This is a genomic window from Hyphomicrobium sp. (assembly GCF_036262015.1).
Classification (GTDB): Bacteria; Pseudomonadota; Alphaproteobacteria; order Rhizobiales; family Hyphomicrobiaceae; genus Hyphomicrobium_C.
In genome coordinates this window covers 20222-46971 of the sequence record NZ_DATAJR010000007.1, presented here as the reverse complement: position 1 = coordinate 46971, position 26750 = coordinate 20222, and the positions used below count along the sequence as shown (strand labels likewise).

The 26750-nt window shown below is 60.3% G+C and carries 21 protein-coding genes, 1 tRNA gene and 1 riboswitch; of the genes, 14 read left to right on the top strand and 8 right to left on the bottom strand.

All coding sequences use genetic code 11. From position 1 onward, the window contains the following. The first annotated feature begins 357 nt into the window (after window positions 1-357). The 4 genes from VHO05_RS07070 (at window position 358) to VHO05_RS07055 (ending at window position 5062) form a co-directional block, all read left to right on the top strand. Window positions 358-2559, top strand: coding sequence for a TonB-dependent receptor plug domain-containing protein (locus tag VHO05_RS07070; RefSeq protein WP_329645900.1), 2202 nt, complete (start codon window positions 358-360; stop codon window positions 2557-2559). Window positions 2560-2676: 117 nt separating this feature from the next. Further along, window positions 2677-3735, top strand: a complete 1059-nt coding sequence (gene exbB, locus VHO05_RS07065) for a tonB-system energizer ExbB (RefSeq protein WP_329645899.1) — start codon at window positions 2677-2679, stop codon at window positions 3733-3735. A 5-nt stretch (window positions 3736-3740) separates the two neighbouring features. After that, a complete protein-coding gene (exbD, locus tag VHO05_RS07060; protein WP_329645898.1) occupies window positions 3741-4205 on the top strand; it encodes a TonB system transport protein ExbD in 465 nt (154 codons plus the stop codon). Continuing rightward, entirely contained in the window at window positions 4202-5062 is an 861-nt protein-coding gene (locus VHO05_RS07055; RefSeq protein ID WP_329645897.1) for a TonB family protein, read from the top strand. The genes exbD and VHO05_RS07055 overlap by 4 nt, the downstream gene beginning before the upstream one ends. Window positions 5063-5182: 120 nt before the next feature. Here VHO05_RS07055 and VHO05_RS07050 read toward each other — a convergent pair whose 3' ends face one another. Beyond that, window positions 5183-6526: a nitrate/sulfonate/bicarbonate ABC transporter ATP-binding protein gene (locus tag VHO05_RS07050; protein ID WP_329645896.1), complete on the bottom strand. Its 1344-nt coding sequence runs from the start codon at window positions 6524-6526 to the stop codon at window positions 5183-5185. A 16-nt stretch (window positions 6527-6542) separates the two neighbouring features. After that, window positions 6543-8279, bottom strand: a complete 1737-nt coding sequence (locus tag VHO05_RS07045) for an ABC transporter permease subunit (protein ID WP_329645895.1) — start codon at window positions 8277-8279, stop codon at window positions 6543-6545. A 1025-nt stretch (window positions 8280-9304) separates the two neighbouring features. Here VHO05_RS07045 and VHO05_RS07040 point away from each other — a divergent pair. From VHO05_RS07040 to VHO05_RS07005, 8 genes are all read left to right on the top strand, one after another. Next, complete coding sequence (locus VHO05_RS07040) at window positions 9305-10732, top strand: TolC family protein (protein ID WP_329645894.1); 1428 nt, start codon at window positions 9305-9307, stop codon at window positions 10730-10732. 15 nt (window positions 10733-10747) lie between these two features. Beyond that, entirely contained in the window at window positions 10748-12175 is a 1428-nt protein-coding gene (locus VHO05_RS07035) for a copper oxidase (RefSeq protein WP_329645893.1), read from the top strand. Between the two features lie 17 nt (window positions 12176-12192). Continuing rightward, window positions 12193-12657 (top strand): cupredoxin family protein, encoded by a 465-nt coding sequence (locus VHO05_RS07030; protein WP_329645892.1) that lies wholly within the window; start codon window positions 12193-12195, stop codon window positions 12655-12657. 53 nt (window positions 12658-12710) lie between these two features. Then, window positions 12711-13013 carry a copper-binding protein gene (locus VHO05_RS07025; protein ID WP_329646180.1) on the top strand — a complete coding sequence of 101 codons (303 nt, stop codon included), beginning with the start codon at window positions 12711-12713 and terminating at the stop codon, window positions 13011-13013. Between the two features lie 132 nt (window positions 13014-13145). Next, a complete protein-coding gene (locus VHO05_RS07020) occupies window positions 13146-13898 on the top strand; it encodes a response regulator transcription factor (protein ID WP_329646179.1) in 753 nt (250 codons plus the stop codon). Next, window positions 13895-15223, top strand: a complete 1329-nt coding sequence (locus tag VHO05_RS07015; RefSeq protein ID WP_329645891.1) for an ATP-binding protein — start codon at window positions 13895-13897, stop codon at window positions 15221-15223. The genes VHO05_RS07020 and VHO05_RS07015 overlap by 4 nt, the downstream gene beginning before the upstream one ends. Window positions 15224-15743: 520 nt before the next feature. After that, window positions 15744-15960: riboswitch (cobalamin riboswitch) on the top strand. Window positions 15961-16262: 302 nt separating this feature from the next. Further along, window positions 16263-18491 (top strand): TonB-dependent siderophore receptor, encoded by a 2229-nt coding sequence (locus VHO05_RS07010; protein WP_329645890.1) that lies wholly within the window; start codon window positions 16263-16265, stop codon window positions 18489-18491. Window positions 18492-18619: 128 nt separating this feature from the next. Beyond that, window positions 18620-20044, top strand: coding sequence for a PepSY domain-containing protein (locus VHO05_RS07005; RefSeq protein WP_329645889.1), 1425 nt, complete (start codon window positions 18620-18622; stop codon window positions 20042-20044). Between the two features lie 222 nt (window positions 20045-20266). Here the strand turns inward: VHO05_RS07005 and VHO05_RS07000 are convergent. The 6 genes from VHO05_RS07000 to VHO05_RS06975 all read right to left on the bottom strand — a co-directional run bounded on the left by VHO05_RS07000 (window position 20267) and on the right by VHO05_RS06975 (window position 24941). Beyond that, window positions 20267-20343: transfer RNA gene (locus VHO05_RS07000), tRNA-Arg, on the bottom strand. Between the two features lie 128 nt (window positions 20344-20471). Next, window positions 20472-21098: a prepilin-type N-terminal cleavage/methylation domain-containing protein gene (locus VHO05_RS06995; protein WP_329645888.1), complete on the bottom strand. Its 627-nt coding sequence runs from the start codon at window positions 21096-21098 to the stop codon at window positions 20472-20474. A gap of 13 nt (window positions 21099-21111) precedes the next feature. Next, window positions 21112-21513: a prepilin-type N-terminal cleavage/methylation domain-containing protein gene (locus tag VHO05_RS06990; RefSeq protein WP_329645887.1), complete on the bottom strand. Its 402-nt coding sequence runs from the start codon at window positions 21511-21513 to the stop codon at window positions 21112-21114. Between the two features lie 8 nt (window positions 21514-21521). Beyond that, window positions 21522-21974 (bottom strand): prepilin-type N-terminal cleavage/methylation domain-containing protein, encoded by a 453-nt coding sequence (locus VHO05_RS06985; RefSeq protein ID WP_329645886.1) that lies wholly within the window; start codon window positions 21972-21974, stop codon window positions 21522-21524. Then, window positions 21971-23101, bottom strand: coding sequence for a type II secretion system F family protein (locus tag VHO05_RS06980; protein WP_329645885.1), 1131 nt, complete (start codon window positions 23099-23101; stop codon window positions 21971-21973). Before VHO05_RS06980 ends, VHO05_RS06985 begins: the two co-directional genes overlap by 4 nt. A gap of 76 nt (window positions 23102-23177) precedes the next feature. Beyond that, entirely contained in the window at window positions 23178-24941 is a 1764-nt protein-coding gene (locus VHO05_RS06975) for a GspE/PulE family protein (protein WP_329645884.1), read from the bottom strand. 205 nt (window positions 24942-25146) lie between these two features. Here VHO05_RS06975 and VHO05_RS06970 point away from each other — a divergent pair, with 205 nt between their 5' ends. Together VHO05_RS06970 and gspM are read left to right on the top strand one after the other, a co-directional pair. Next, window positions 25147-26187 carry a PilN domain-containing protein gene (locus tag VHO05_RS06970; RefSeq protein ID WP_329645883.1) on the top strand — a complete coding sequence of 347 codons (1041 nt, stop codon included), beginning with the start codon at window positions 25147-25149 and terminating at the stop codon, window positions 26185-26187. Further along, a complete protein-coding gene (gene gspM, locus VHO05_RS06965) occupies window positions 26184-26747 on the top strand; it encodes a type II secretion system protein GspM (RefSeq protein ID WP_329645882.1) in 564 nt (187 codons plus the stop codon). The genes VHO05_RS06970 and gspM overlap by 4 nt, the downstream gene beginning before the upstream one ends. The last annotated feature ends 3 nt before the right edge of the window (window positions 26748-26750 follow it).

The following is a 26750-nucleotide window of genomic DNA, read 5'->3' as shown; positions in this document are numbered from 1 at the left end:
GAAGTCGCGTGACGCGCAGCCGCGATGCAGCGCGAGAACATGCGCATGCTCGAAAAATCTCCGCGGCGCTTAACAGGACGATGACAAAAGAGAGCGTGCGACCGCACAGGTCTCATTGTCCTCTCGACGTAAGCATCACTGCCACTCACTACGTAAGGACGCGCGTTTGCAACAACGCGGCGAGAGTTATTTGGCTGTCGTTTGACTGTTACGTAAGGAAGCTACCCGTCGCTCTCATGTTTTGAAGGCGCTTGTAGCGTGGGGGTCCCAGGATCGGCGCTCTGTTGTCTTCGAGGCTGTGGAGTTCGGGAGTTGAAGGCGCAGCCTCGCGCCTTCCTGGGGGGAGACTTACACGACATGCGGAAAAGTTTTGCGTGCAGCAGGCGTACCCTGCTGCTGACGACGGCGTTTGGCTCGTTGCTTGCCGGTAATTCAGCATACGCACAGGATGCGATTGGTGTGCAGTCGTCCGATGAGTTGATCGTCTACGGCACCGTGGTTACCCGCAATCGCACCGACACAGTGTCGCCCACGCTCTCCTACGATCTCGAATATTTCCAGCGATTTGAGCCCATTTCGGCGGGTGATGCACTGAAGCGCCTCCCTGGCGTGAGCTTCTCGAGCGACATGCTCGAATACGATCAGGTCCAGTTGCGCGGCCTGCCGTCGAACTACGCGCAGGTGCAGATCAACGGCCAGAACATGAGCGGTGCCGGCAACGATCGCGTGTTCTTCGTCGACCGCATTCCGGCCGAGTTGATCGATGGCATCGAGGTGATCCGAAGCCCGTCGGCCGACCAGTCGTCGGAAGGCATTGGCGGCACCGTCAATGCAAAACTCAAGCGCGCCGGTCAGATCAAGGGCGGCTGGGTGCGCGGCAGCGGCTTCGGCGTCGAGGACGACGAGCTGCGCGGCGCGGGATCGATCGGTTACGGCGACACCATCGGCGACACCTCCTACCTGATGTCGATGGACGTCCAGCAGCGGCGCAATCCGAAGTTCAAGGACACCAAAGTCTACGACGCCGACGGCAACCTGAAAGAATTCTCGACCCAGCAAGACACGCGAGACGGCACGGACTACGCCTTCAACGGCGAAGTCGCCCAGAAGATGGGCGATGGTTTGCTGCGTCTCTATGGCTTCTACGTGCTCACGGATCGCACCGAGAAGGAGTACACGCCGCTTTTCGAAGAAGACAACGGAGCCTTTCCGCTCACCGAAATCGGCACGCAGCACGAGGGCATCGTGCAACAGAACATGAGCATCGTCAGTGAGTACACCGTTCCGGTTGGAAAGGACGAAGCGAAGATTCTGTTTGGGTACAACCGCTTCAACGACAACCTGGCGACTGCCGAGCGCGTCAGCGAGCCGCCGGATCCATTCCAGCCTGACGGATGGGAGTACGTCGATACGCTCGATCAGGACTGGTTCAGCACGCTGGCCTACACGGCGAACGTCAATAGCCTCGTTTCGGTCAAGGTCGGTGTCGATGGCCGTATCAAGACCCGCGACTTCAGCCAGATACTCCTCGATGAGGACGGCCAGGACGACAGCGGCCCGAACGGCCAGTTCGACATCGAGGAACGCCGCATCGATCCGTACGTCAAAGCGACGTGGAATCTCGTTCCCGGTCTCACGGTCGAAACCGGTGTACGCTACGAATACACGGAACGTGAACTTAGCGGCCCCGGCTTCGGCTCCAGCGAGGACGACTTCGGCGAACTCAACCCGTCGGCCCACATCCGCTACGCGTTGACCGACACCACGATGCTACGCTTCTCGGTCGCCCGCACCGTACTGCGCCCCAGCTTCGATATGTTGACGCCCGCAGACCTCGAAGAGGAGCCGACCGACGAGTTCGCCACGCGCGGCAATCCCAATTTGCAGCAGGAGACGGCATGGGGCATCGACGTCGGCTTCGATCAGAAGATCGGAGACCGCGGCATCCTTGGCTTCAACTTCTTCAACCGCGCCATCAAAGATAAGATCGAGCTGGTGGGTGACGGCACCGAGCTCCCAGGAAACGGCTGCGACAACGACCCGTGCAAGCTGCTGACCTACCAGAACGTCGGCGATGGCCGCGCCTGGGGTATCGAGGTCGACGTCGACCTGCCGCTGACCGCGCTCGGCCTGCCGGACACCAGTGTGTTCGCCAACTACACGTGGCTGCGCTCAGAGGTTGAGGATCCGTTGTTTCCTGGCGTTAAGCGCCGTTTCCGCGATCAGCCGGATTACATCTACAACATCGGCCTGATCCAGAACCTTCCGTCCTGGAACTCGACCTTCGGCGTCACCTACCAGAAGCGCGGCGAGTCCTACACCTTCGACTACGACGAGATCGAGAAGCTCACCTACGAAGGCAACCTCGAAGCCTTCTGGGAGACGCGCCTCTCGAAGTCCACCGTGCTGCGCTTCACGGGCGCCAACCTGCTCGATGCGGAAAAGGTCGAGAACAAGCAACTCTTCGACAAGGACCGCACGCAGGATTTCGACGGCACCGAGATCGAGCGTGAGAAGAGCGGTCGCCTGTTCCTAATGACTGTGCGTCAGGCCTTCTGACGCGATGGGTAGAGGCCATGCGGCCTCTGCCCATCCACTGTTGCATGACGAGTTCTGACCATCGGTCCAGGCCGGTGGTCAGACTGTTTCTTAGAAGCAAGAGATCGACGCATCGCCATGACACATCAAATCGGATCGAAATTTAGCAAACTGCCGCTTGTCTTCGCGGCTGTTGTTGCCGTGATGTGTGTTCCGCCGTTGGCACATGCACAAGAGCGGTCCGTCACTCCACCAATCTCGGAAGCGCCGGTAGGCGCGCAACCGGCACCCGCTATGGAGCCGGAAGTTCCCGCTGCATCGGCTGTCTCTGGCACGCAGGCTCCTCCAAGCGCGGCAGAGACAGCGCCTGAGCCTGTCATCCCCACGCAGGCTTCGGAATATCCTGCGACCGTACCGGATGCGACACCGTCTCAGAAGGCGGATACGCAATTGACTGCGGATCAGCAGACTATGCCTGCCACAAGCGCCTTCGGCCATGCGCAACTCCCCCACGATCTCTCGCCATGGAACATGTTTCTTGCTGCGGACATCATCGTCAAAGCGGTGATGATCGGCCTGATATTTGCGTCCGTCGTGACGTGGACGGTATGGCTCGCGAAAAGCATCGAACTCGCCTGGGCCAAGAAGAAGCTTAAGCGTGCCGCGCGCGAAATTGCGGGTGCGACGTCGCTAGCCGCCGCGCGGCAGGCCGTTGCGGACAAACGCGGGCCCGTCGCGGGCCTTCTCGATCTCGCGGCGACAGAGCTGAGGCTTTCGTCCGGCATTGACGACAAGGCCGGCATTAAAGAGCGCGTGGCGTCGCGATTGGACGGCCTCACGCTTGCGGCCGGACGCCACATGAACCGTGGAACGGGTGTGCTCGCTACCATCGGCTCCACGGCGCCCTTCGTCGGCTTGTTCGGAACCGTGTGGGGTATCATGAACAGCTTCATCGGCATCTCGGAGTCGCAGACGACCAATCTTGCCGTCGTCGCGCCCGGCATCGCCGAAGCCCTCCTCGCGACCGCGATCGGCCTTGTCGCGGCCATCCCCGCGGTCATCATCTACAACCAATTTGCGAGGGCCATCTCGTCTTACAAGGCGTCTGTCGCCGAAGCCTCTGCCGAAGTGCTCCGCCTTGTGTCCCGTGACTTGGATCGCGGGACCAAAGCCCAATTGGCACAAGCAGCGGAGTAGAACCGATGGCTGGCGGATTGAGCAAATCTGAAACTGACGAATTGGCTGAGAACCACGAGATCAACGTCACGCCGTTCATCGACGTGATGCTCGTGCTGTTGATCATATTCATGGTCGCGGCTCCGCTGTCGACGGTCGACATTCCAGTCGATCTTCCGGTTGCCAGCGCCAAACCGCAACAACGTCCGGACAAGCCGCTCTACCTCACCGTCAAATCAGATCTCTCTCTTGCGTTCGGAAATGATGTCATCGCGCGAGAAGGTCTGGCAGGCGCGCTCGATAATGCGACCGGGGCCGATCGCGAGAAGCGGGTGTTCCTGCGCGCGGACAAGACCGTTCCCTACGGCGAGCTTATTCGCGTCATGAACCTGTTGCGCGCCGCCGGCTATCTGAAGGTTGCGCTCGTCGGCTTGGAGGAATCGGCCGCACCGCCCGCGGCGCTCAACGGCGGAGCGGTCGGCAGCCCATGATGCAGGCAGAGGCCTACTTCGACACAACCGTTCAGCGCATGACGCGCTGGAGCGGATCGGCAAGCATGATCGTCGCGCTGCACGTGGCGGCGGGTGCCGTCGCGCTCCTCGCGTGGCCGGCCAATGATCCGCGAGAAAAATCGCCGACCGGAGCCATTATGATGGATCTGGCGTCGCTTGCCGCAGAGTCCCCGTCCGATCAGCAGGAGATTTCCGAGCAGCCGCAGTTCAATCTCGCGGCGCCTCCTCCGTCGCCGGTGGAGTCGCTCGAAGAAACGCCGCCCGAGCCGGTCAAGGCTGTCGAGCCGGAACCCGTGCAGGAGAAGGTCGCGGAAGCGGCCGAGATACCGCCGACCGTCGAACCTGCCAGCGAGCCGCTTCCGGAAATGCCGGCTGTCGAAGAGGCTCCGCTTGCACCAGAGCCCGAAGTCACGCTTCCGAAGGAGGTACAAAAAGAGGTCGATAAGAAGCCGGAACGGCCAAAGGAAGAAGCGAAGGAAAAGGTCGCAGAGAAAGCGAAATCCAAGGAGCCGGTTGCCAAGGCTGCGAAGAAGTCGGACAGCAGCAAGGCACAGCAGGCCGCCGCTTCCGCCAAAGGACGCTTCGATCCGAACCCGATCTATCGCGCAAGCCCCGCGTATCCGGCCGGGGCCCGATCCCAGAAAGTCGAAGGCTACGTCGTCGTGAGTTATTCCGTGTCGGCGTCAGGCAGCGTGTCGAACGTCAGCGTCGTCTCTGCCAGCCCTCCGGGCATCTTCAATGCCGCGACGCTCGCGGCTGTGCGCCAATGGCGTTTCAAGCCGTCGCCGCAAGGCGCACAAGGCCGTCGGACGACAGTCCGTTTCAAGCTGCGTTGAGTTCTTACGAAAGATGAGAGCTCAGCTCCTTCAAAGGTCCGGAACGAATATCTCCGCTCCCAACCATCCCGCGGAACTCGCGCTGCAACTGCTGTTGTGGCGCTTGGGAGCTTGAGAAGCTCACACCGGATTCTCAAGATTGAACTCGTTTGTCTTTTCGTCATAGCCGAACAACTCCCCATAGCGTCCCCAGGAGATCACAGCGCGCATGGTCTCCTCTGCTTGCTCCTCCAGCATGTGATCCTCAAGCTCTCCGGAAAAGCGCCCATAGGGCGCACGATGGCTGGGCCGCTCATCCAGGACGCGCCGGATAAGCGCCGCCAGTGGCACAAAAGCAAGGAGGTGCTCGGCGAAGAGACGTTTGCGCCCATCGAGTGAAGCATCGACATAGCGGCGCCCATAGTCTGTAAGCTTGACATCACCCTCCGCCAGTTCCGCGAAACGCAGGAGCTGCAACGTCTCGGCAATTGGAAAGAGGTCATCGACCTCCATTTGCAACGTCGCCGCCAGGTCGGGCAGGTCCGCGGCTCCGTTAAAGGGCGGCGATGCAAGCGTTTCCATCAAACCCGAGAGGACGTTAGTCGACAGGCGAGGGAGGGTCATGCCAATGCCGGTTCCAGGGAACCCTGGGCTCGTCCGCCTCTCGTGCCGCTCGGTAGCGGAACACTGCGTCATCAGCCCGTAGATCTCGTCGACGAGCTTGCGGAACGCAGGGTCAGTGCGGGAGCGGGGGTGGATAAGGCTGACCTTCACCTCCGCCGCGACGCGCCCCGGATTGGAGGAAAAGATGAGGATGCGGTCGCACAGCAGTACGGCCTCCTCGATGTTATGCGTCACCATGAGGATGGCCTTGATCGGCAGCCGGCCCTCTATCCAAAGATCGATGAGATCGGTCCGCAGCGTCTCCGCCGTCAGAATGTCGAGCGCCGAAAACGGCTCGTCCATGAGCATGAGCCACGGATGGACGACCAGCGCACGGGCGAAGCCAACGCGCTGACGCATGCCGCCGGACAGCTCCTTGGGATAGGCGCTTTCGAAGCCGTCCAGGCCAATGAGATCGATGGCTTCGATGGCGCGCCGACGTCGCACGCCCGCCGGAACGCCCATAGCCTCGAGCCCGAGCTCGACGTTCTCGAGCACCGTGAGCCAGGGAAAAAGCGCGAAGCTCTGAAAGACCATCGAGACGCCTTCGCAGGGCCCAGAGACCGGGGCGCCGCACCAGTTGACTTGGCCGCTGGTCGGCTGAAGAAGGCCGGCGATGATGCGCAGAAGCGTTGATTTCCCAGATCCGGAGCGGCCGAGCAGGCCCACTATCTCACCTTCCCGGATGGTGAGTGAGACGTCATCCAGGACGACAAGATCGGCGCTATCGCCCTTGCGATAGACCTGTCGCACGCCGGCGATCTCAAGGAGAGGGCGATCTGCGATATGCGGGCGGCTTGTTGCGCGTTCCAGCGTCGTCATGGTGCGCTCTCCTTCTTCAATCGAGACGCAAGCGGCTAGCGGCAAACGCATACAGCGGACGCCAGAGCAGGCGATTGAACAAAATGACGAATAGGGACATCACGGCGATGCCCAGTACGATACGGGGATAGTCGCCGGCTGCGGTCGCATCGGCGATATAGGCGCCGAGCCCGTGCGCCTTCAGCTTGGTGTCGCCCCACGTTGCGACTTCCGCCACGATAGAGGCGTTCCACGAACCACCGCTCGCCGTGATTGCGCCGGTGACATAGTAAGGAAAAATGCCGGGCAGAATGACGTTTCGCCACCAGTGCCAGCCGCGAACATGGAAAGTCTCCGCCGCCTCCTTGAGGTCGTTCGGGAACGCGCTCGCCCCCGCGATGACATTAAAGAGAATGTACCACTGGGTTCCGAGTATGATCAGAAACGACAGCCAGATATCGGGGTTAAGATCGAATTTTACGATCGCCACCACCGCAAAGGGGAACACGATGTTGGCCGGAAAGGCGGCTAAGAACTGTGCAATCGGTTGCACGCGTTCGGCGAGGCGAGGCCTTAATCCGATCCAAACGCCAATCGGCACCCAAATGAGCGTGGCAAGCGCGATAAGAGCGAGCACGCGCAACATCGTCAGAACGCCAAGACCAAAAACCTTGACCCATTCGCTCCAGGAAAGCTCCGTCATGACGAAGCTGACGATGAGCCACACAGCGTAGGCGCCGGAAAGAACAACGAACGCGAGCCAGAGGCGATCCGCCCATACGCTTGTCAAGGCTTCGCGCGCAAGGGTCGGCAGACGTGCAGGCAGTTGCAAGCGTTGCTTGGGCACGCCTTGAAGGATCGCACCGAGCGGCGATAGAAGACGTTGAAAGAGACGCGTCCTGCGCACGGAATCGAGAAACCAGGAGCGAGGTACCGTCGAGCCCGCGGACTGCTCGACACGGAATTTCTCCGACCAGGAAACGAGGGGCCGGAACAAAATCTGGTCGTAGATCAAGATAACCACGAGCATGGCGACGACAGCCCAGGCGACGGCAGTGAGGCTCTTCTTCTCGATGGCAAGCGCTAGATAGGAGCCGATGCCTGGCAGAGCAATCGTGGTGTTGCCGACGGAAATGGCTTCCGAGGCAACGACGAAAAACCAGCCGCCGGACATGGACATCATCGTGTTCCACACCAGCCCTGGCATGGAGAAGGGCACTTCCAGTCTCCAGAATCGCTGCCAGCTCGAAAGACGGAAGCTGCGGGATGCTTCGTCTAGATCCGAGGGGATCGTTTTCAGCGACTGGTAGAAGCTGAAGGTCATGTTCCAGGCTTGGCTCGTGAAAATCGCAAAGATGGCGGCAAGCTCAACGCCCAGGACCTGGTTCGGAAAGAGCGCCATGAAGCCAAGGACCGTGAAAGACAAAAAGCCAAGCACCGGGACGGACTGGAGGATGTCGAGCAGCGGGATGAGAACCATCTCCGCACGCCGGCTCTTCGCCGCCAGAGCGCCGTAGATCAGCGTGAAAAGGAGTGACGCGACGATGGCCGCCAACATGCGCATCGTCGTGCGCAACGCATACTCGGGCAGCATTGCGGGATCGAGCGATACCGGTGAGGTTTCGAGTGAGGTCAGCGGCGCGAGCGTCTCGCGTCCACCGTGCACGATGAGAATGAGGCCGCCGAACAGAAGACCGAATGCTAGCGCATCCCAGAAGTTGGGCATGTAGCGACGATGAGGCCCGGCCTCCATGGCCGGATGAAGCATGCTCATGTCCGGCCTCCGCTCTCACAAACACGGAAGCAGCGCTGCGAAGGCGCACCGCGGCGAATACGATCGTCTCGGTGGAAAGCGGCCTGAACGGATCGGCAAATGCGAGAAGCACGGCACCGCATAGTTCACCTCTGGTCCGAGCCTACCGGCCGGACGGGGTGAACCGACCCAATGGGTCAGATCGGCGCCGTCGCTGCGGGTAGGCTCACGCTAGATCGACCGCAACTGTCCATTAAAGGAGCCACTCTGAATTTCGGTTGGCACAGAATTCCAACTGTAACGTTGGGAGCACGCAGCATCCTGTCAAGCTGTTGCCAGTTGTCAAAATAGACAAGTTTGATGCTGCGAAAGGTAAAAGAACACCTCTTCGCCGAGTCTTTGGAGAAACCTTCGGCTGAACCGGCCATACCCTAGTCAGACCCCGCCGCTTCTACGATCGCCTAGAGGCCCACCGGGACACCCTCCCGGCCCGGGTGTTGAAGGTACCGTTCGTGGCTTCAACGAGCCTGCGCGTTGAAGCGTCCTCACGAAACAATTTGTAACAATCGAGACACTTTGCGGATCGTAAAGCTGACTAGGCTCGTCGCGGTGGAATCAGAGAGCCTATCGCAAATGCCTAAGAGAACGATTGGGACATCTACTGCCCTCATTGGGCTTTTGCCCTCACTGCTTGCAGTTTCGGTGGTCACCACACCAGCTCAAGCTCACGAATGGTCCCGATGGGACCGCACGCTGCCTTATCCGTACGGCGAGCGCGATCCATCCAACCCAAATGAGGAAGCTGTCGCCTCCGGTTACAGGCCCGTCACACGAGAGATCGGATCATATCGGCCCGTCGACCCACTTCCGTGGGGCGACGTGAACAGGCGCGTCACCCCAATTCCGAAGCCCCCGCCAAAGCAAGAGAAGGGGCAATAGGCGCAGCCAAAGCTGCCGCTTGGGGAATGAAGACAGCAAACGCAGCACGGGGGGTGTTGCCGATGGCGCGACTACGCCGAAACAGCAGGACGTACGGACAGGGAGCCATGATCGCCGTGGCCGTAACATTGGGATTGGGCGGTTGTGCCAGCTTTTCTCCCGATGGGGGAATGCTGGCCGTTCAAACGGCCTCATCCGAAGTTCTCGGAAAGGACGTTGTTCGCATCCGCTCGGAGGAGGAAGCCGTTCAGTCGCGCGAGCGCGTGCGCGCACTGCTCGCTACGCCTGTCGATGCAGAAACATCCGTCCAGATCGCTCTCCTGAACAATGCCGGTCTGCAAGCGTCATTCGCCGAGTTGGGCGCGATGGAAGCCGAATCTGTCAGCGCCAGCCTGCCGCCAAGCCCGACGTTCTCTTTGTCGCGCCTCGCGGTCTCGCGCGAGCTCGAGATCGAGCGGCAGGTTCTTATCAATGTCCTCGGTCTCCTTACGCTACCGCGCCAGCGGGAGCTGGCTGAAGGCCGTTTCCGGCAGGCTCAACTTCAGGCCGCCGAGACCGTGCTGAGGCTGGCCGCCGACACGCGCCGTGCCTATCATCGGGCGGTCTCGTCCGCCCAGATCGTGACTTTCCTCGAAGAAGCCAAGGCCGCCGCGGAAGCCTCGTCCGATGTCGCCAAGGAGCTCGGCGAAACCGGTGCCCTGAACAAGATCGGACAGGCACGTGAGCATGCGTTCTACGCTGAGGTCGGCGCACAGCTGGCGGCGGCACGCCTGCGCAAAGCGGCGGACCGAGAGCGTCTGACGCGCCTCATGGGGCTGTGGGGAGCAGACATCAAGTATCGACTGCCGGCTAAGCTCAAACCTCTGCCGAACTCGGCGAAGCGTGCCGGCGAGATCGAAGCGGAAGCCGTTTCTAAGCGCATAGATCTCGAGATCGCGCGCATGGAGCTCGACCTCCTGGCCAAGTCGTACGGCCTCACGCGTGCGACGCGCTTCGTAGATGATTTCGAGCTCACTGGCACGTCGCAGTACGACCGGGCATTTGTCGACGCTCCCGGCGGCGGCCTGGACAAGGACACAGCGAAGTGGCGCGGCATCGCCATGGACTTCCAAATCCCGCTCTATGACTTCGGTGAATCGAAAACGCGCGAAGCGGAAGAGCGCTACATGCACGCTGCGCATCGCCTAGCCGAAAAGGCCGTCAACGTACGGTCCGAGGTGCGCCAAGCCTACACGGACTATCGCGGCACCTACGATATCGCCATGCACTATCAGAAGGAGGTCTTGCCGCTCAGGAAGATCATCTCTGATGAGACACTCCTGCAATACAACGGCATGCTGTCCGACCTATCCCAACTCTTGATCGATGCTCGCGAACGCGTCGCGAGCAATGTCGCCGCCATCGAAGCCAAACGGGATTTCTGGCTGGCCGCCACGGATCTGCACGTCGCCGTAGTCGGCGGTGGCGTCTCCGACGGCGTGGCAGGACGCAGCACGGCGATGGCCACAGGCGGCGGCGACGGAGCCGGGCACTAGGCTCAGGAGATCAACATGATGACTGCCAACTACCACGGATTGTCTCGGCGAAACTTTCTCAGCGCATCAGGGATCGCCCTTGTCGGTGCCGCGACCGTCAGCGGGCGCGCCGCAGCCGCAGCCATTCCCGAGGCTCCGAGCCAGACCTCCCCCATGATGCAGCCGCCCCTCGTCCCGACGTCCGGTCCGGACTATCAGCCGGTTGTTACGCTCAACGGCTGGACCTTGCCCTGGCGGATGAACGGCGATTGGAAAGAATTCCATCTCCTCGCCGAGCCCGTGGTTCGAGAGATCGCGCCCGGTATGAAGGCGCACTTGTGGGGCTACAACGGTCAGTCTCCCGGTCCAACGATCGAGGCCGTCGAGGGCGACAAGGTTCGCATCTTCGTCACCAACAAACTTCCCGAGCACACGACCATCCATTGGCACGGCATGCTGTTACCCAGCGGCATGGACGGCGTGGGCGGGCTTGTGCAGCCTCAGATCAAGCCCGGACAGACATTCGTCTACGAATTCGAGCTCAAGAAAAGCGGCACATTCATGTACCACCCGCACGCGGACGAGATGGTGCAGATGGCTATGGGAATGATGGGTTTCTTTGTCATCCATCCGAAGGATCCATCCTTCCGGCGCGTCGATCGGGATTTCGTATTTCTGATGTCGGCCTACGACATCGAGCCCGGGGCGTATGTGCCCAAGGTTGCGGAGATGACGGACTTTAATCTCTGGACCTGGAACAGCAGGGTCTTTCCGGGCATCGATCATCTCGTCTGCGCGAAGGGTGACAAGGTGCGAGTGCGCTTTGGCAACCTCACCATGACCAATCACCCGATCCACATGCACGGCTACGACTTCAAGGTTTCGTGCACGGACGGCGGTTGGGTGCCGGAGGCAGCCGCGTGGCCGGAGGTTACGATCGATTGTGCCGTCGGCCAGATGCGGGCATTCGACTTCGTTGCGGATGTGCCCGGCGATTGGGCGTTCCACTGTCACAAATCTCACCACACCATGAACGCGATGGGTCACGATGTACGCAACTACATCGGCGTCAACAAACGCAACATTACCGAAAAAATCCGCAGGGTCGCACCGGACTACATGCCGATGGGCACAGAAGGCATGGCCGACATGGGCGAGATGGAAATGCCGCTCCCCGACAATACGCTCCCGATGATGACCGGCTTCGGCCAGTTCGGCCCTATCGAAATGGGCGGAATGTTCTCGGTCGTGAAGGTTCGCGAGGGGCTGCAGGCGAACGATTACAAGGATCCCGGTTGGTACAAGCATCCGGAAGGCACTGTCGCCTACGAATGGAAGGGCGCACCCGCCGAGATGGGCGACGTGCCGAGAGCATCGCCCGAGGCACCGGCCAAATCCGGCGAAGGCGAGATCGAGCTCAATGTGATCAAGCCCGGCACCGGCACCAAAGGCGGACATCACTGATAGCGAGGACGCAACACATGTTTCGTTTCCATCCCATCATCATCGTCGCCGCGGCGCTGACAATTCCTGCCTCAGCCCTTGCACACGGCTCCTTTGCGGCTGGCGATCCTGGCGACCCCAAGAAACAGGCTCGTGTCATCGAAGTGAGGATGCACGAAGGCAAAGGAACAATGTCCTACACGCCCAACCGCATCGAGGTGATTAAGGGCGAGCAGATCCGTTTCGTGATTTCGAACGCCGGCGAGCTCGACCACGAGTTCATGCTCGACTCGGTTGAGAACAACACCAAGCACAAAGCCGCGATGGCGAAGAACCCGGAGATGGAGCACGACGATCCCAACGGGAGGAGGCTCGAACCCCAGGGCACCTCCGAGATCCTCTGGAAGTTCGACAAGGTGGGATCTTTCGAATTCGCGTGCCTTATCCCCGGTCACTACGAAGCCGGAATGCACGGCGTCGTCGTCGTCAAAGACGAGAGATAGGGAACAATCCAATCACGCTGGAAACAACGAAACTAAGGAGAGTAAAAGTGACGATGATCAAGACACTCAAGGCTTCCGCGCTCGCTGTCGCGATGATCGCATTGCCTTTCGCAGCGCTTGCCGACGCGGGCGGACCGATGGTCAAGGGCGAGGTGACCAAGGTCGACGAGAGCGCGGGCAAGATCACCATCAAGCACGAAGCCATCCCGAACCTCGAAATGGACGCCATGACCATGGTCTTCAAGACGGGCGAAGGAATCTCGGTGAAAGACGTCAAATCCGGTGACAAGGTCGTGTTTCACGCCGACAAGGTCAATGGTCAGATCACCCTCACGCGCCTCGAGAAAGCGAAGTAGCGCCTCAGGAATACCCAGCAGCGACAAACCGCTGCCGGGTATTTCCCCGCCCGGCATGCTACGAGGCCGCATCTTTGACGTGCGAGCTAGTCGATGAACCAAGCTATCAGCCCCGGAAACAGCGACAATCCAATGCCGGGTGCGCCCTCCGATCGCCTCGTCCAAGTGCCAGCACAGCATCACATCCTGCTTGTCGATGATGACGCCGAGCTGCGCCAGCTCGTCGCAAAATTTCTGCGCACAAACGGCTTTCGCGTGACGACGGTGCGCAGCGCGCCAGAGCTGCGCCACGCGTTCTCGTCGATGCCGATCGACCTGATCATTCTGGACATCATGCTTCCCGGCGTTTCTGGGCTCGAACTCTGCCGCGAGATCCGCAAAACCTCTGTCGTGCCAATCATCATGCTGACCGCGAAAGCGGACGAAGCCGATCGCGTCGTTGGGCTCGAGATTGGTGCAGACGACTACGTGACGAAGCCCTTCAGCCCGCGCGAGCTACTCGCCCGCATCAATGCGGTGCTCCGACGGATGGCAATCGATCCAGGCTTGCGCAGGCCGGCAGCTGCGCGTGGATATAGATTTGAGGGTTGGATCCTCGACACGCTCAAGCGCGAATTGACCAACCCCGATGGGATTGTGGTCGATCTTAGCACTGGTGAGTACGACCTCTTGCTTGCCTTCGTGGAGCAGCCGCAGAAGGTGCTGTCGCGCGAACAGCTGCTTGATACGGCACGTAATCGCGTCGCGACCGGATTTGACCGCAGTATCGACGTTCAGGTCAGCCGCTTGCGGCGCAAGATTACCGCCGGCGACGACGATCACGCCATGGTCAAGACGGTGCGCGGCGTTGGATACATGTTCGTGCCGACGGTCGCCTGGTCATGAAGTTGCTGCCCGCCTCGATCGCAGGGCGTTTCCTCACGCTGCTCTTCGCCAGCATTTTCATCCTGCATCTGGGAAGTATCGGCCTCTATCATTGGGGGCTTGAGGCAGAGCTGGATGTGACGAACGAGAAGCGCCTCGCCGAGCGTCTCGCCTCGGTGAAGCGTGCTATCGCGCGTGAGACTCCCGCCCGGCGCGAGGAGTTGGCGCACGCGTTGTCTGGCGGTCCGCTGGAGATCCACTGGAGCGAAAACGACCCGGCGCCCGGGCGCACTGAAATCACCACCACCGACTTCGCTTCGCTCAAGCAAAAGCTGCTCTCGGTAGCGCCGGAGCTCGCGGAGAACGGCCTGTCGATCACGGCGGCGTCTCCATTGCCCGAGCACGCTTCAGCAACGCGTTTTCTTCTGGTGTCCATGCGCCTGCACGACGCCACCTGGGTCAATGTGACTGCTACTCGCAAAATTGATCCTCAGACTGGATTCCAGAGTGTTGCTCTGTCGACCACGGTCATGGTGCTGGGTGTCATCGGGGTTGCTGCGTTCCTGATCAGACAGTTGACGCGATCGCTTAGTACTCTGGTGGATGCAGCCAATCGGCTCGATTTGAGTACCGGGGGAACACCTGTCGAGGAGGCAGGACCAAGCGAGGTGAGAGCGCTGAGTATTGCGTTCAACGATATGCACCGGCGAGTTAAGAGACTCGTCGACGACCGCACACAAACGCTTGCAGCTATTTCCCATGATTTGAAAACACCGCTCACCCGACTGCGGCTGCGCAGCGAAGATGTTGCGGATGCAGATCTTGTTCGTGCGATGACGGCCGATATTGTCGAAATGGAAACCATGCTCGACAGCACGCTCGCGTTTCTTCGTGGGGACCAGATCGACGAGGACATAAAGCCAATAGACCTTGGTTCACTTCTCGACACCATTACGTCCGATCTCACCGACCTGGGCTACGACGTTGCGCAGGTTCGCGCGTCTTCCGTCGTCGCGCGGGGTCGACATCTGGCGCTGAAGCGGGCACTTTGGAATCTCACAGAGAACGCTGTGAAGTATGGTCGACGCGCAAGACTTTCACTCGATAAGCGCGGTGCTTTGGCGGTCATTGTGATCGACGACGATGGGCCTGGCATTCCCGATTCAGAAAAGGAAGCCGTTTTCCGCCCCTTCTATCGCATCGATGACTCGCGCAATCGCGAAATGGGAGGTGTTGGCCTGGGTCTCACCGTTGCGAGTTCCATCATCCAATCCCACGGTGGTCAGCTCTCGCTTGAAAACAGATCGGGCGGAGGCCTACGCACAACCGTGTCACTGCCGTTGTAGCACTGCCGCTCCATGGGCCCGCATCGGCCCGTGAGCTTCTGAAGCTCCAATCCGTCCGCCACTGCAGCAGGCTGGCGGCGATAAATTCTCCGATCAGGGACCTGACCCGTGCCCAATTCGCGCTCAACTTCCACTGAGGCTGACGTCTTCCAACCTTGGAGCACGGATCAGCGAGGGAAGAGACCCTAAGGGTTCATGCAAAAGAAGAGAGGAGGACCTTTCACGACACCATACGTGCAGAACCGGAAGACTATCATTGAGGAAAACGACATCCTCATCTGCCGAAGATAATTGGCGGTTTAAAGTAGCGTGAGCCGTACGAGGGCACCCTACCGTTCCGGTGAAGGCAAAGCCGTTGGGTTGTTCGCTGAAGTATACTTCGCCGTCGCTCGCGAGGAGGCCGCCGCGGCGCTTCAATCGTCCGCCAACCAACGCATTCTTTGTGTTGCAGAACTGTATCGCGCCATCTTCTCAAGTGCTGCGCGCCTCGAAATTGGTTTGACAGCGCTTAACTGGTGTTGCGTCTTGATCGCGTGACGGTGTCTGCACATGCGCAAGTGTGTGAAGACGAAGAGGGAACACGGTGAGGTGCGACGAGCGCCGACCCCGTGGCTGCGCCCGCAACTGTAGACGGCAAGCTTCTGTCACTATGCCACTGGCGTTTTTTAATCGCCGGGAAGGCCAACAGAAGCGTTGGAGCCGTGAGCCAGGAGACCTGCCGCCACAAGTCGCCCATCCGCCGTGCGGGACGCTCGGAGGAACGGTAACCCGTAGTGGCGACTGATGTGCAACCGAAGGGAAGCATCGTCAGGTCACGGCGAGGTGGGCGTTTAGATAGGCAATCAACGAGCACGGAATTTGTCAACTTGCTGCACGTGCGCGTGCGAGCGAGCGTTGTTGCTTAGGCGTGGATCACTACACCGCGGTACTTAGCGTGCTTCCCGTCAACATCGCCGACGGGGGAACTGCTGTGCTTAGAAATCGATTTTCCAAATATGCGTCTGATGCCTCACTTGTTTTGGGAACATCCGCCGCGGCATTGATCACCTTTGCTGATCGTGCCGCAGCGCAGTCAACCGATCCACTTCCGCCTGTGGTTGTGGAGGGCGAGGTACCCAAGAAAAAAGTCGCCAAGAAATCCGCCCCCGCTCCCGAAGTGAGCCAGAGCGCCGAAGCGCAGCCCGAGCCGGTGCCTTCGGGGCCGGTCGACAGCGCGACTGGCGGACCGCCTAATCAAAGCGCGCCTGGACTCAATCTTTCAAAGACTGGCTCCAGCGGCAGCCGCCTCGGGCTGACGCCACTCGAAACACCTGCCAGTGTCGACGTGATCTCAGGCGAGACAGCGCGTGAGCGAGGCCAGTTCTCTACTGTCGAAGCGGTAGCGCAGAACGCGCCAGGTTTCAGCAGCGTCGCGATGCCGGTCCTCGGGACTGCGTTCGCTGCGCGCGGTTTCCAGGGCAACAATTCCGTCATGCAACTCTACGACGGAACGCGACTGTTTCCCGGCCGTGGAAGCATCACTTTCCCGTTCAACATGTGGTCCGTCGAGCGCATCGAAGTGCTCCACGGTCCCGCGTCCGTGCTTTACGGCGACGGCGCCATCGGCGGCATCATCAACGTCATTCCGAAAAAGCCGATCACCGAGGGTATGTTCAACGAGGCGCAGGTCTTCTTCGACAGCAACATGACGCGGCGCGCTTCTCTGGATAGCGGCGGCGCGATCTCCAAGAATGTCTCCTATCGCTTCAACGTCAGTGGCGATGCGTCGGACGGTTGGGTTGATCGCGGCGAATCCGAGAATCTCGGCATCTCCGGCGCGCTGCGCTGGCAGGCGACTTCCGATCTCGTCTTCACGCTCTCACACGACTACGGCGATCAGGAGCCGATGAAGTACTTCGGAACCCCTTATCGGAACGGCGTCTTTGACAAGCGAACCAAGGACAACAACTACAACGTCCGCAACGCCATGACCGAGTTCCAGGACAGCTGGACCCAGTTCAAGACGGAATGGGAGGTGAATGACTCGCTGTCCTTCCGCAACGTCGCCTATTACCTCGATAGCCGCCGCGAGTTCCGTAACGCAGAGGACTATCTCTGGGGTTATATGAGCGGTCCAGATCTCGTTGATCGGGAAGGTATCCATATTCGCCAGAAGCAGGAGCAAATTGGAAATCGCTTCGACGCGACTGTTCGGACGAGCCTCGCGGGGATTGGCAACGAGACAGTCGTTGGGTTCGACGTCAACCGTGCAAAATTTGGCTATGCGAGCTACTTCGCCATGCTGGATCCCGTCGATCCCTACGATCCGGATCCCGGCTTGTTCCCCAATCCCGATCGCCTCAATCCGGGCTTCGCCTCCGAACTCGATCAAAAGTCGCTGTTCGTCGAAGACAGGATCATCTTCAACCAGTACCTCTCCGTAGTCGGAGGCGTCCGCTGGGATTCGAGCACGCTCACGCGGGATGATTTGCAAACCCCGGCCAACGGCTTCGAAAAGGAGTTCAACTCCTTCAATTGGCGTGTCGGCGCCGTGGTCACGCCGGTTCGCGACCTCGCGTTCTTTGGGCAGTATTCCGTCGCGACCGATCCTCTCGACGTACCCTTGCTCGATTACGCCAAGGACATTTCGAACTTGAAGCAAACGACTGGACGCCAGTACGAGATCGGTGTGAAGCAAACGCTCTGGAACGGCGCGTTCGAATGGTCACTTGCTGCCTATGACATCGTCAAAAACGATCTGCTGGTAAGAGATTACGGCACCTTCCCGCCATCCCTTACACAGATCGGTCAGCAATCCTCGCGAGGCATCGAAGCTGCTATCGGCATTGAGCTCGGGCGCGGCTGGCGCGTGGATGCCAATGGTGCTTTGCTGAAAGCTCAATACGATGAATTCTCGTACATCGATTTCAGCACGTTCGGCATGGTCGACTACTCCGGAAAGGTACCACTACTCGTGCCGGAGAAGACCGGAAACATCTGGTTGACGTGGGATTTCGCAGCGGGCTGGCGCGCCAGTGCAGGCTTGCAGTATGTCGGCGAGGCATTCGCGAATTACGCCAACACGATCGAACGCCCCGCTTACACCGTCGTAAATGCCGGGCTGCAATGGAAGCCGACCGACAAGATGACGCTCGACTTCCGGATCAAGAATTTGTTCGACGAAGTCTACGCACCGTACGTTCGGTCCTATCCCTTCGACGACAATATGGTTCAGGGCTGGATTGCTCCGCCTCGCACATTCGAGGCCTCGATGAGCGTGAGATTCTAGCTCGCAATCGGTCCTCCTACGGCGTGTTTCCCCCAGACACACCCACGCTCTAGGAAAGGGTGCCGCCGTCGGTCACGCTTCCGTTGGCCGGCGGCGGTGTTTCGTTGCAACAACTAAGTACGACGACAATGCGCTGGCTCTACTTGACGCACCGTTGGCTTGGCATTGTCACGTGCATCCTATGCGCGATCTGGTTTTTATCCGGCCTCGTCATGGTGTACGTGCCCTATCCCTCGTGGCGCGACGACGAGCGCGTGTCTGCCTTGCCGCCTCTGGCTGCGTCGCAAATCCTGATCTCTCCCGGGGAAGCCCTGGCCAAGGCCGAGCTGAAACGTGCACCCACATCTTTCCGCCTCGAGATGGCCGGAGACGAACCGGTCTATCGTATTGTCGACGGCGAATGGCACGTCGCCGTCTCCGCCCGTGACGGCAGCAGGATCGAAAGCGTGACGCAGGACGCCGCTGAGCGCATGTTGCGGGGGGCGTTTCCTGATAGCTTCACCTACCTAGGGCCGGTCGAAGCCGATCAGTGGACCGTCACGCGGCGCTTTGCGCCGTACCGGCCGCTCCATCACTTCGAGGCCGACGACGGCCTCGCATCCCGCTACTACGTTTCATCGCGTACGGGAGAGATCGTGCAAAGCACGACGCGCTCCGAGCGGATGTGGAACTGGTTCGGATCGGTGCCGCATTGGATCTACTTCACGGCCCTGCGTGCTGACCCATCGCTGTGGCGTGACGTCATCATTTGGACCTCGGGGCTGGCAACCGTTGGCGCCATATTTGGGCTATGGATCGGCGTTGCTCGGATCAGGTTGCGGCGGCGTTACGGTGGCACGCGCATGAGTCCCTACCGCGGCATCATGAAGTGGCATCATGTTTCTGGTCTAATCGGCGGCGTGTTCGTCATCACGTGGCTCTTCAGCGGCTGGCTTTCGGTTGGTCCCTTCGATCTTTTCCGAGGAATTCCCGTCACTCCCGATCAGCTTGCGCGGTACTATGTGCCGGACACGTTGACCTTCAATACATCGGCGCACGTCCTGGCGGCGCGGATTGGGCCCAACACGAAAGAGATTCAGTTCAGCTGGGTCGGGGGCGCGGCGCTGTTCGTCGCCAACGACGGAAGAGCGAAGACTGCTTACGACGCTCGGGACGGCGCTCCTTTTGTTTTGACGCAAGAAGCAATCGTCCAGGCGGCGGAGACTGCGATGTCAGAGGTTCCCATCGCGGCCGTCAAACGTCTCGATGAATACGACCTCTATTGGTATGCTCATCGCTCAGAGCGCGTCTTGCCCGCGTTGAGGCTCATCTTCAACGATCCCCCACGCACCTGGCTGACTGTCGACCTCAAGAGCGGTCGCATCGTCGACGCGTCTGACGCCTCAGTTCGTTGGGAGCGCTGGCTGTTCAATTTCTTGCACCTGTACGATCATCCGGGCCTACTCGCGCGGCCGCTCTTGCGCGAAAGCCTGATTTGGGTGCTGAGCATTGCGGGATTCATCGTGTCAATCACCGGCGTGATTGTCGGCGTGAGGTACCTCCAGAGAGCATGAACGGACGCTTTAGGCCAGTTGGACAGGTGGGATAGAAATCTGCAGAAAGCCCAGTTTGGCCGTGGCGATACTGAGTGTAAAACCACACATAAAACGTTGATTTTTTTGTTTTTTTTGCAGCGGCGCTCGCGTCGATGCATGCTGCGCCAACAAAAAATGCGTTCTGTGAGCGTAATCGTGGGCGATGACCGCGGGACGGCCAGGCGGAGTCACCGCAAACACTGGCGATCCCGGCAGGATTCGAACCTGCGACCCCCTGCTTAGAAGGCAGGTGCTCTATCCGGCTGAGCTACGGGATCATGGGCAACCGATACCGCACGCTGAACCGCACGGCGCCGCCCCCTGATTAGCAGAGATGCATGGGATGGCAAACCATACTCGAGCGGATCGCGGGGCGCCGGAGCGCCGGCGCGGGCCCCGACCACCTTCAGTGGTTTTCAGGTGACACGGCGCCGAACAGGCCGCTACGTCCGTTTTTGGGGGCGATCCGGATGACCGTCGCCGACCGCGCTGTCCGTTCCTTGAGCGTGATCTCGATCAACAGCGGCAGGTTGCCCCGATCGACCCAAGTCTCGTGCCAAGCCTCTGCCGTCCCGGGCTCGTCCGATCCGAAGTAGCGGAACTCGCCCTGCGAGAGATCTCGGATCAGGTCGCGCTGCACCGCATCTTGCGTCGGGCTGTCACCCAACGGCCTGTAAGGCATGAGGCGCATCGAAAGACGCGACGGTTCGGCGGATACGCTGATTCGATAGAGCCCGCCGCCAAGTGGCGTGTTCTCGATAGGCGTAAGGAATTCGATGCCGTGCCGCTCCCCTCGGAAAGCGATGCGGGAAGAATGTCCCTTGCGATCCGAATAAAGGGGCAGCGCATCTGCAAGTCGTTGTTCGAGGTAGCGCAGCGACCCGGATTCGGCGCTGCTGGCGTGGTCCATCAAGCCCTTCAGCGCCCGTTTCGCGTGCTTGAACGCAGTTGGAACCATCGCCAATAGGAAGGCCAGAATGGCAAGAGCCACCAGGGTTTCGATGAGGCTGAAGCCGGCCTCACCGGAACGCATCCGATGTCCTATCCTAGCGGCGGACATGGCTTGGCCCCGGTTTGAGGGTCACGAGCCGGATGAATCGAGCGCCTGCCGACCGCTCGCGCCACAGCGCCTCGACCTCGACCCAGTAGGCGGAAGGAGAGTCAAAATTGAAACCAGCCTGAGCTGGCGGCTCATAGGGCCGGAGAGATGTCGTCCAGGTGATGCCGGTCGTGACACCGGATCGATCACCCGCTGTGAGGGGATACGCGATACCGGCAGAAGCAAGCTCGGACCGCGCGACCGCTAAGGCAACGGCTTCATCCTCCGAAATTCGCATGCCGCGCCATCCGATAGCAAATCCGCGATAGGCCGTCGCAATCAAGAGAGCACCGATGGCAAGAGCAACGAGAACTTCGATCAAGGTGAAGCCGTCATCTCCGCGCCGCATGGCCATCCTCACGAGACTCGGGCCGAACCGGTCAACCAATCGATGGAAATGGTCGACGACCGTCGCCCCTTCCGGATCCGAATTTCGGCTTCGGTCGCGCTTCCATCCGGCCGGAAGCGCAGGAGTGCGCGGTGGTCGAACGTGCCACCGCGCGGCACGGCGATCGAGAGCCCCGGCGGCAGCCTCGTGACACCCAGTACGCCATCCGACCAATACCGCCGGGCAGCCAGATCAATGACGAGGACACGGTCTTCGGACGCACGAACACTGGCCGCGCGCGTTGCCATAGCGGCTGCGGCGAGCTTGCGCGCCGCAGTCTCAACCAAGGCGGTGTCTCTCACACCGGAAACGCGAGGGACGACAACGGCCGCCGCGAGAGCCGCAATCGACAGCGCAAGCAGAAGCTCGAGGAGTGTAAAACCCTGGTCCGATGCAACTGACGGCGGAGCGCGGCGGATCATTGCAAGGCCAGATCGTTGATCGAGAGCACGGCGCTTAGGACGGACACGACGATTGCGCCGACGACGCCGCCGATAATCAAGGTCAGGACAGGAGTGACCATCACTGTGAGGCGATCGACTTGCCTGGTGAAAGCCGATTCATAAATTTCGGCGACGCGGAGCAACATCGTATCGAGCTGTCCACTTTGCTCGCCGACTGCCGCGAGTCGGAGGAAGAGATCTGGCAGAAGGCCGGACCGCGAGAGCGTTACGGTCACGCCATTTCCTTCCTTGACGCGATCGGCCGCTTGAGACATCGCGGCCTGGAAAGCGAAGTTTGAAAGCGTTGTCGCGGAGACGCGCAAGGTTTCGAGCATCGGCACGCCGCTGCCCAACAGCAGCGAAAGAATGCGCGCAAACCGCCCCGTTTCCCGCTGGGTGATGAGAGAGCCAAGGATTGGAGTACGCAGCAGCGCGCGATCCACGGGCTCCCGCACGGCGGATTTGAAGCGTTGGGAGCCGAACGCAAGAACGAGCGCGATGATAGCGAGGGGCAACACGACCCAATAGGCCGAGACCGCCTCGCCGACGGTTGACAGCGCGCGTACGACGAAGGGCGGCTCCACCCTCGCATCCTCGAAGATCGGCAGGATCGCCGGCAGCAACACGGTACCGATCACGGCAATGACAGCGAGAGAGGCCACGACAAGCACCGCCGGATAGACGAGTGCGGAAACGACACGCGCGCGGGTCTCCGAAAGCCGCTCCAGATAGCTGGCCAGTTGATCAAGGACGCTTGCAAGCGATCCGCTTGCCTCGCCGGCGCTCACGAGGCGGGAGATATAGGGAGGAAATGCCGGATGTGCGGCGAGCGCGCCGGAAAGCTGTTCGCCTTCCGTGACGCGCTCGAGAAGCGATGCCGTGATGCGGCGGAGCCGCGGCTGGGCGAGCGGTTGCATCGTCAGGATCCTCAGGCATTCGTCGATCGGCAGTTCCGCTTTGACCAGGCTCGCGAGCTCGCGCGTAAAGAGAGCCAGTTGCGATGATGGGAGTGCAGCCCCTCCGAGATCGCGCTGCCACCACGCGACGTAGTCGTCTGAGCGATGCTCGGAGATCTCAATCGGGATCTCGGAGCGTCTGCTGATCATGTCCAAGGCGCCGGAGCGGCTCCCTGCGGATATCTCTCCGGAGCTCAATACGCCCCGCGCGTCATAGGCTTTGTATCTAAAGCGCGGCATCGCCGAGCCTCGCGACGCGCAGCACTTCTTCAACCGTCGTTTCGCCCCTGAGCGCTTTTGACAGTCCGTTGGCGAGCATGCTGGTCATGCCGCCGGAAAACGCAGCCGTTTCGATCTCACGTTCGCTGTGTCGTTTGAGAATGCCTTCGCGGATGCGGTCGCTGACGGGGAGCAACTCATAGACCGTGGTCCGGCCGGCATATCCAGTTCCGTGGCAGTCCGGGCAGCCGACGGCCTTGAGAAGCCGAGGGGCAAAAGCATCCGTGTTGCGCAATGCGGGTTGCGCGAGTGAAACGATGCGCTGTGTGAAAGCGCTGTTTGCATTGGCAGGAGCTGCGCAGCACGGACAAAGGCGCCGTACGAGCCGTTGCGCGAGAACGCCAACCAGCGTGGAGGAAAGAAGATAGTCTTCCACGCCCATGTCGATCAGCCGCGTGATGCTCGCGGCCGCGCTGTTGGTGTGCAGCGTCGAAAGAACGAGATGGCCTGTCAGAGAGGCGCGGATTGCGATCTCCGCGGTTTCAAGGTCGCGGATCTCGCCGATCATGATGATATCGGGATCTTGCCGCAGAATGGAACGCAGCGACGAGGCGAACGTGAGGCCAATGCGAGAGTTGACCTGCACTTGATTGATGCCAGGCATCTGATACTCGATCGGATCCTCGACACTGAATAGCTTCCGGCTTGGCTCGTTAAGCTGCGTGAGGGCCGTGTAGAGCGTCGTTGTTTTTCCGCTGCCGGTTGGGCCGGTGACGAGAATGATTCCGTTGGGTTCGTTGAGCATCTGCTTGAGATGCAGCAACTCGGCGCCGGAAAAGCCCAACGCCTCGAAGTCCAGCACCACCGTCGATTGATCGAGAACACGCAGTACGAGGCTTTCGCCCCAGAGCGTCGGAATAGTGGACACACGCAGATCGATCTGCCTCCCGCGAACGGTCGTCTTGATGCGCCCGTCCTGCGGTAGGCGGCGCTCCGCAATGTTGAGTTTCGCCATGATCTTGATGCGCGAGCAGATCGCAGCACTGAGGTCGGCCTGCAGTGTTTCGATTGTCTGCAAATTTCCGTCGAGGCGGAAGCGGACGCGGAGACTGTCTTCTCGCGGCTCGATGTGAATATCCGAAGCCTTGGCTTCAACGGCCCGCACAATTAGCTCGTTGACCAGTTTGATGATGGGCGCATCGCTCGCGAGGTCTTCGAGACGCCGGACGTCCTCTTCCGATGGCGACTGTCCGCCAGACGATGCCAACTCAGAGATTTCGCGCGCGTGTCCGTTCCCATAGAGCCGTTCGATCGCGCGCTCGATGGTGGCGGACGTGGCGAGCTTGAGATCAAGCGGTTTGCCCAAAAGAAAGGCCACCGCATCCAACGCACCGCCATTGAGCGGGTCGGCTGTCGCGATGACGACGCGATCGCCAATGGCAGAAATAGGCACCAATTGAGAGGCGCGCAGGAATTCAATGGGAATATCGGTTTCTATTGTTTTTGAAGATGCAAAATCGCTGGCTTGAGCAAGAGGGATGTTGAGTATTGAACCGAGAACGGTCGCCAGATCCGCTTCGTTGACGAGGCCGAGCCGCGTGAGGACCGTGTCGATCCGGTCGCCCGATTGCTGGGCCGCTTTTTCTGCTCGCTTCGCCGAAATCGCATCGAGAAGACCGCGATCTTTGAGGGCGGTGAGAAGGCGGTCTGATAACTCAGCTTGAGTGGAGCTGAGCGGTGAGGTTCCTGTCGGCGAGCGGCTGAAAAGCATGACGGGACCGCGAAAATTGGAAGCGCGCAAGCACGTTAAAACGGACATGTCGGCTGAAACGGAGTATACTGCAGAAGACTTTCGCGAGCCAGATAAAGCGGCCTCGCAAAGCGAAAATTCGGTGTTAATCATGCCGTCTCTGATTAGGGATATGGACAGGCAAATCCGCTCAGGATTGCGATGGTGGTCGAATGAGCTTTCGGGGATGCTTCCCCACGGCGTTCGCGATCTGATGTCTGCGTCTGGCGATCAGCTGGCGCTCTACCTTGACGGCGGCCACGTGAGGATCTGCCAACTGGACTCGGGCGCGCCAGTTGGGACGAGCCACCCACCCACGGCTGCAGATGACGCCGAGGCGTGGCGAAAGATTTCTGCACTGGCGGGCAAGGGGAAGCCGCCCAGTCTCACGTTCATCGTTCCTTCCTCGGCTTGCCTGGAGCGGAGGATCGAAATCCCGAAAAAGGCGAGGCATAACGCGGGGCGTATCCTGGAGCTGGATCTTGAGCGCGCGACGCCATTTAAATTGCAAGACGTTCTCACGGCATATGTCGTCGATCCTGCGCCAGGGCCAAAAGGTAATCTGAGCGCGCGGCAGTTCATTCTTAAGCGCGAGACGGTAGCCCGTGCTTTGGCTGCGGCAGATCGGACGGGCGCAACGGTTCGCCGCATTGGCTGCGTATCCTCCAATGGGGCTGAAATGCTGCCCGTAACGTTCTTGGACGCTACAGCCGCCGGACCTCGAACTCGGAATGGCGGCTGGGTTCGGAAGCTTGCGGTTGGTCTGCTCCTCCTTGCTGGACTCGCCACCGCGCTCGCGACGTGGCGAAACGAGCGAGCGTTGGCGACGCTGGACCGACAGACGGCAGAGATCCGTAAGCAACTCGGAGCGCGCGACGACCACGGCAACGGAACTGGCTCCGCGGCGCAAGACGTGGCAGCCGTTCAAGTGAGGAAGGCTCACGCCGTACCCGCAGTCGTGCTAGTGGATGAGATCACGCAGCGGCTTCCGGACGACACATACTTGTCGGAGCTGCGGTTATCGGGACGCACGATCGAGTTGTCGGGATTGTCGCGTAGGGCCTCCGATTTGGTCGGGACACTCGAAAAGAGTCCGTACTTCGGCGATGCCACGCTGACCGCGCCCGTAACGTTTGACTCGAACGCCGACAGGGAGCGCTTCAATCTCAGACTGACGCTCCGTCAAGCGAGCGCCGTATCGGGAGAGACTGTGGAGGAGGATCAATGATCGCTCCGGGCGTTCTCCTGAACAAAATCGCAGCGTTGGCGCTTCTCGCGGGCTTGCTGGTTCTCGCCTATGCGGGATTGTTTGCTCCCATTGCGCACAAGCTGTCGGATACGAGACAGAAAATCGAGGAACGAAGAGACGAGTTGGGACGTCTGACGTTGGCGCTGAATGAGCATCAGCGCGATGCCGTCACGGACGAGCCTAATATCCGCGCGTTGAACTTCACGATGCTCGAAGGCGAAAGCGACCAAATTCGAGCGGCGGCCCTCCAGGCGCGGGTGAATGCGGTAGCCGCGGACGAGGGCATAAGATTGAGCAGCGTGACGGTTCTGCCGCCGCGCGTGGACGACGCCCTACGGTTGGTTGGCATTGAGATCCAGCTTCAGGCCGGCCTGAAACAGTTGCAAGGATTGCTGTTTACGCTCGAAGCGCAGCAGCCTCCGCTGTTTGTCGGCATGCTACAGATAGCGCGCGCGGCAGATTCGAACGTAAGGCCGCACCGCGAGCTCGATGCGCGCTTGACGCTGTTTGGTGCAACGACCAAGAGCGGGGGAGGATAGTGG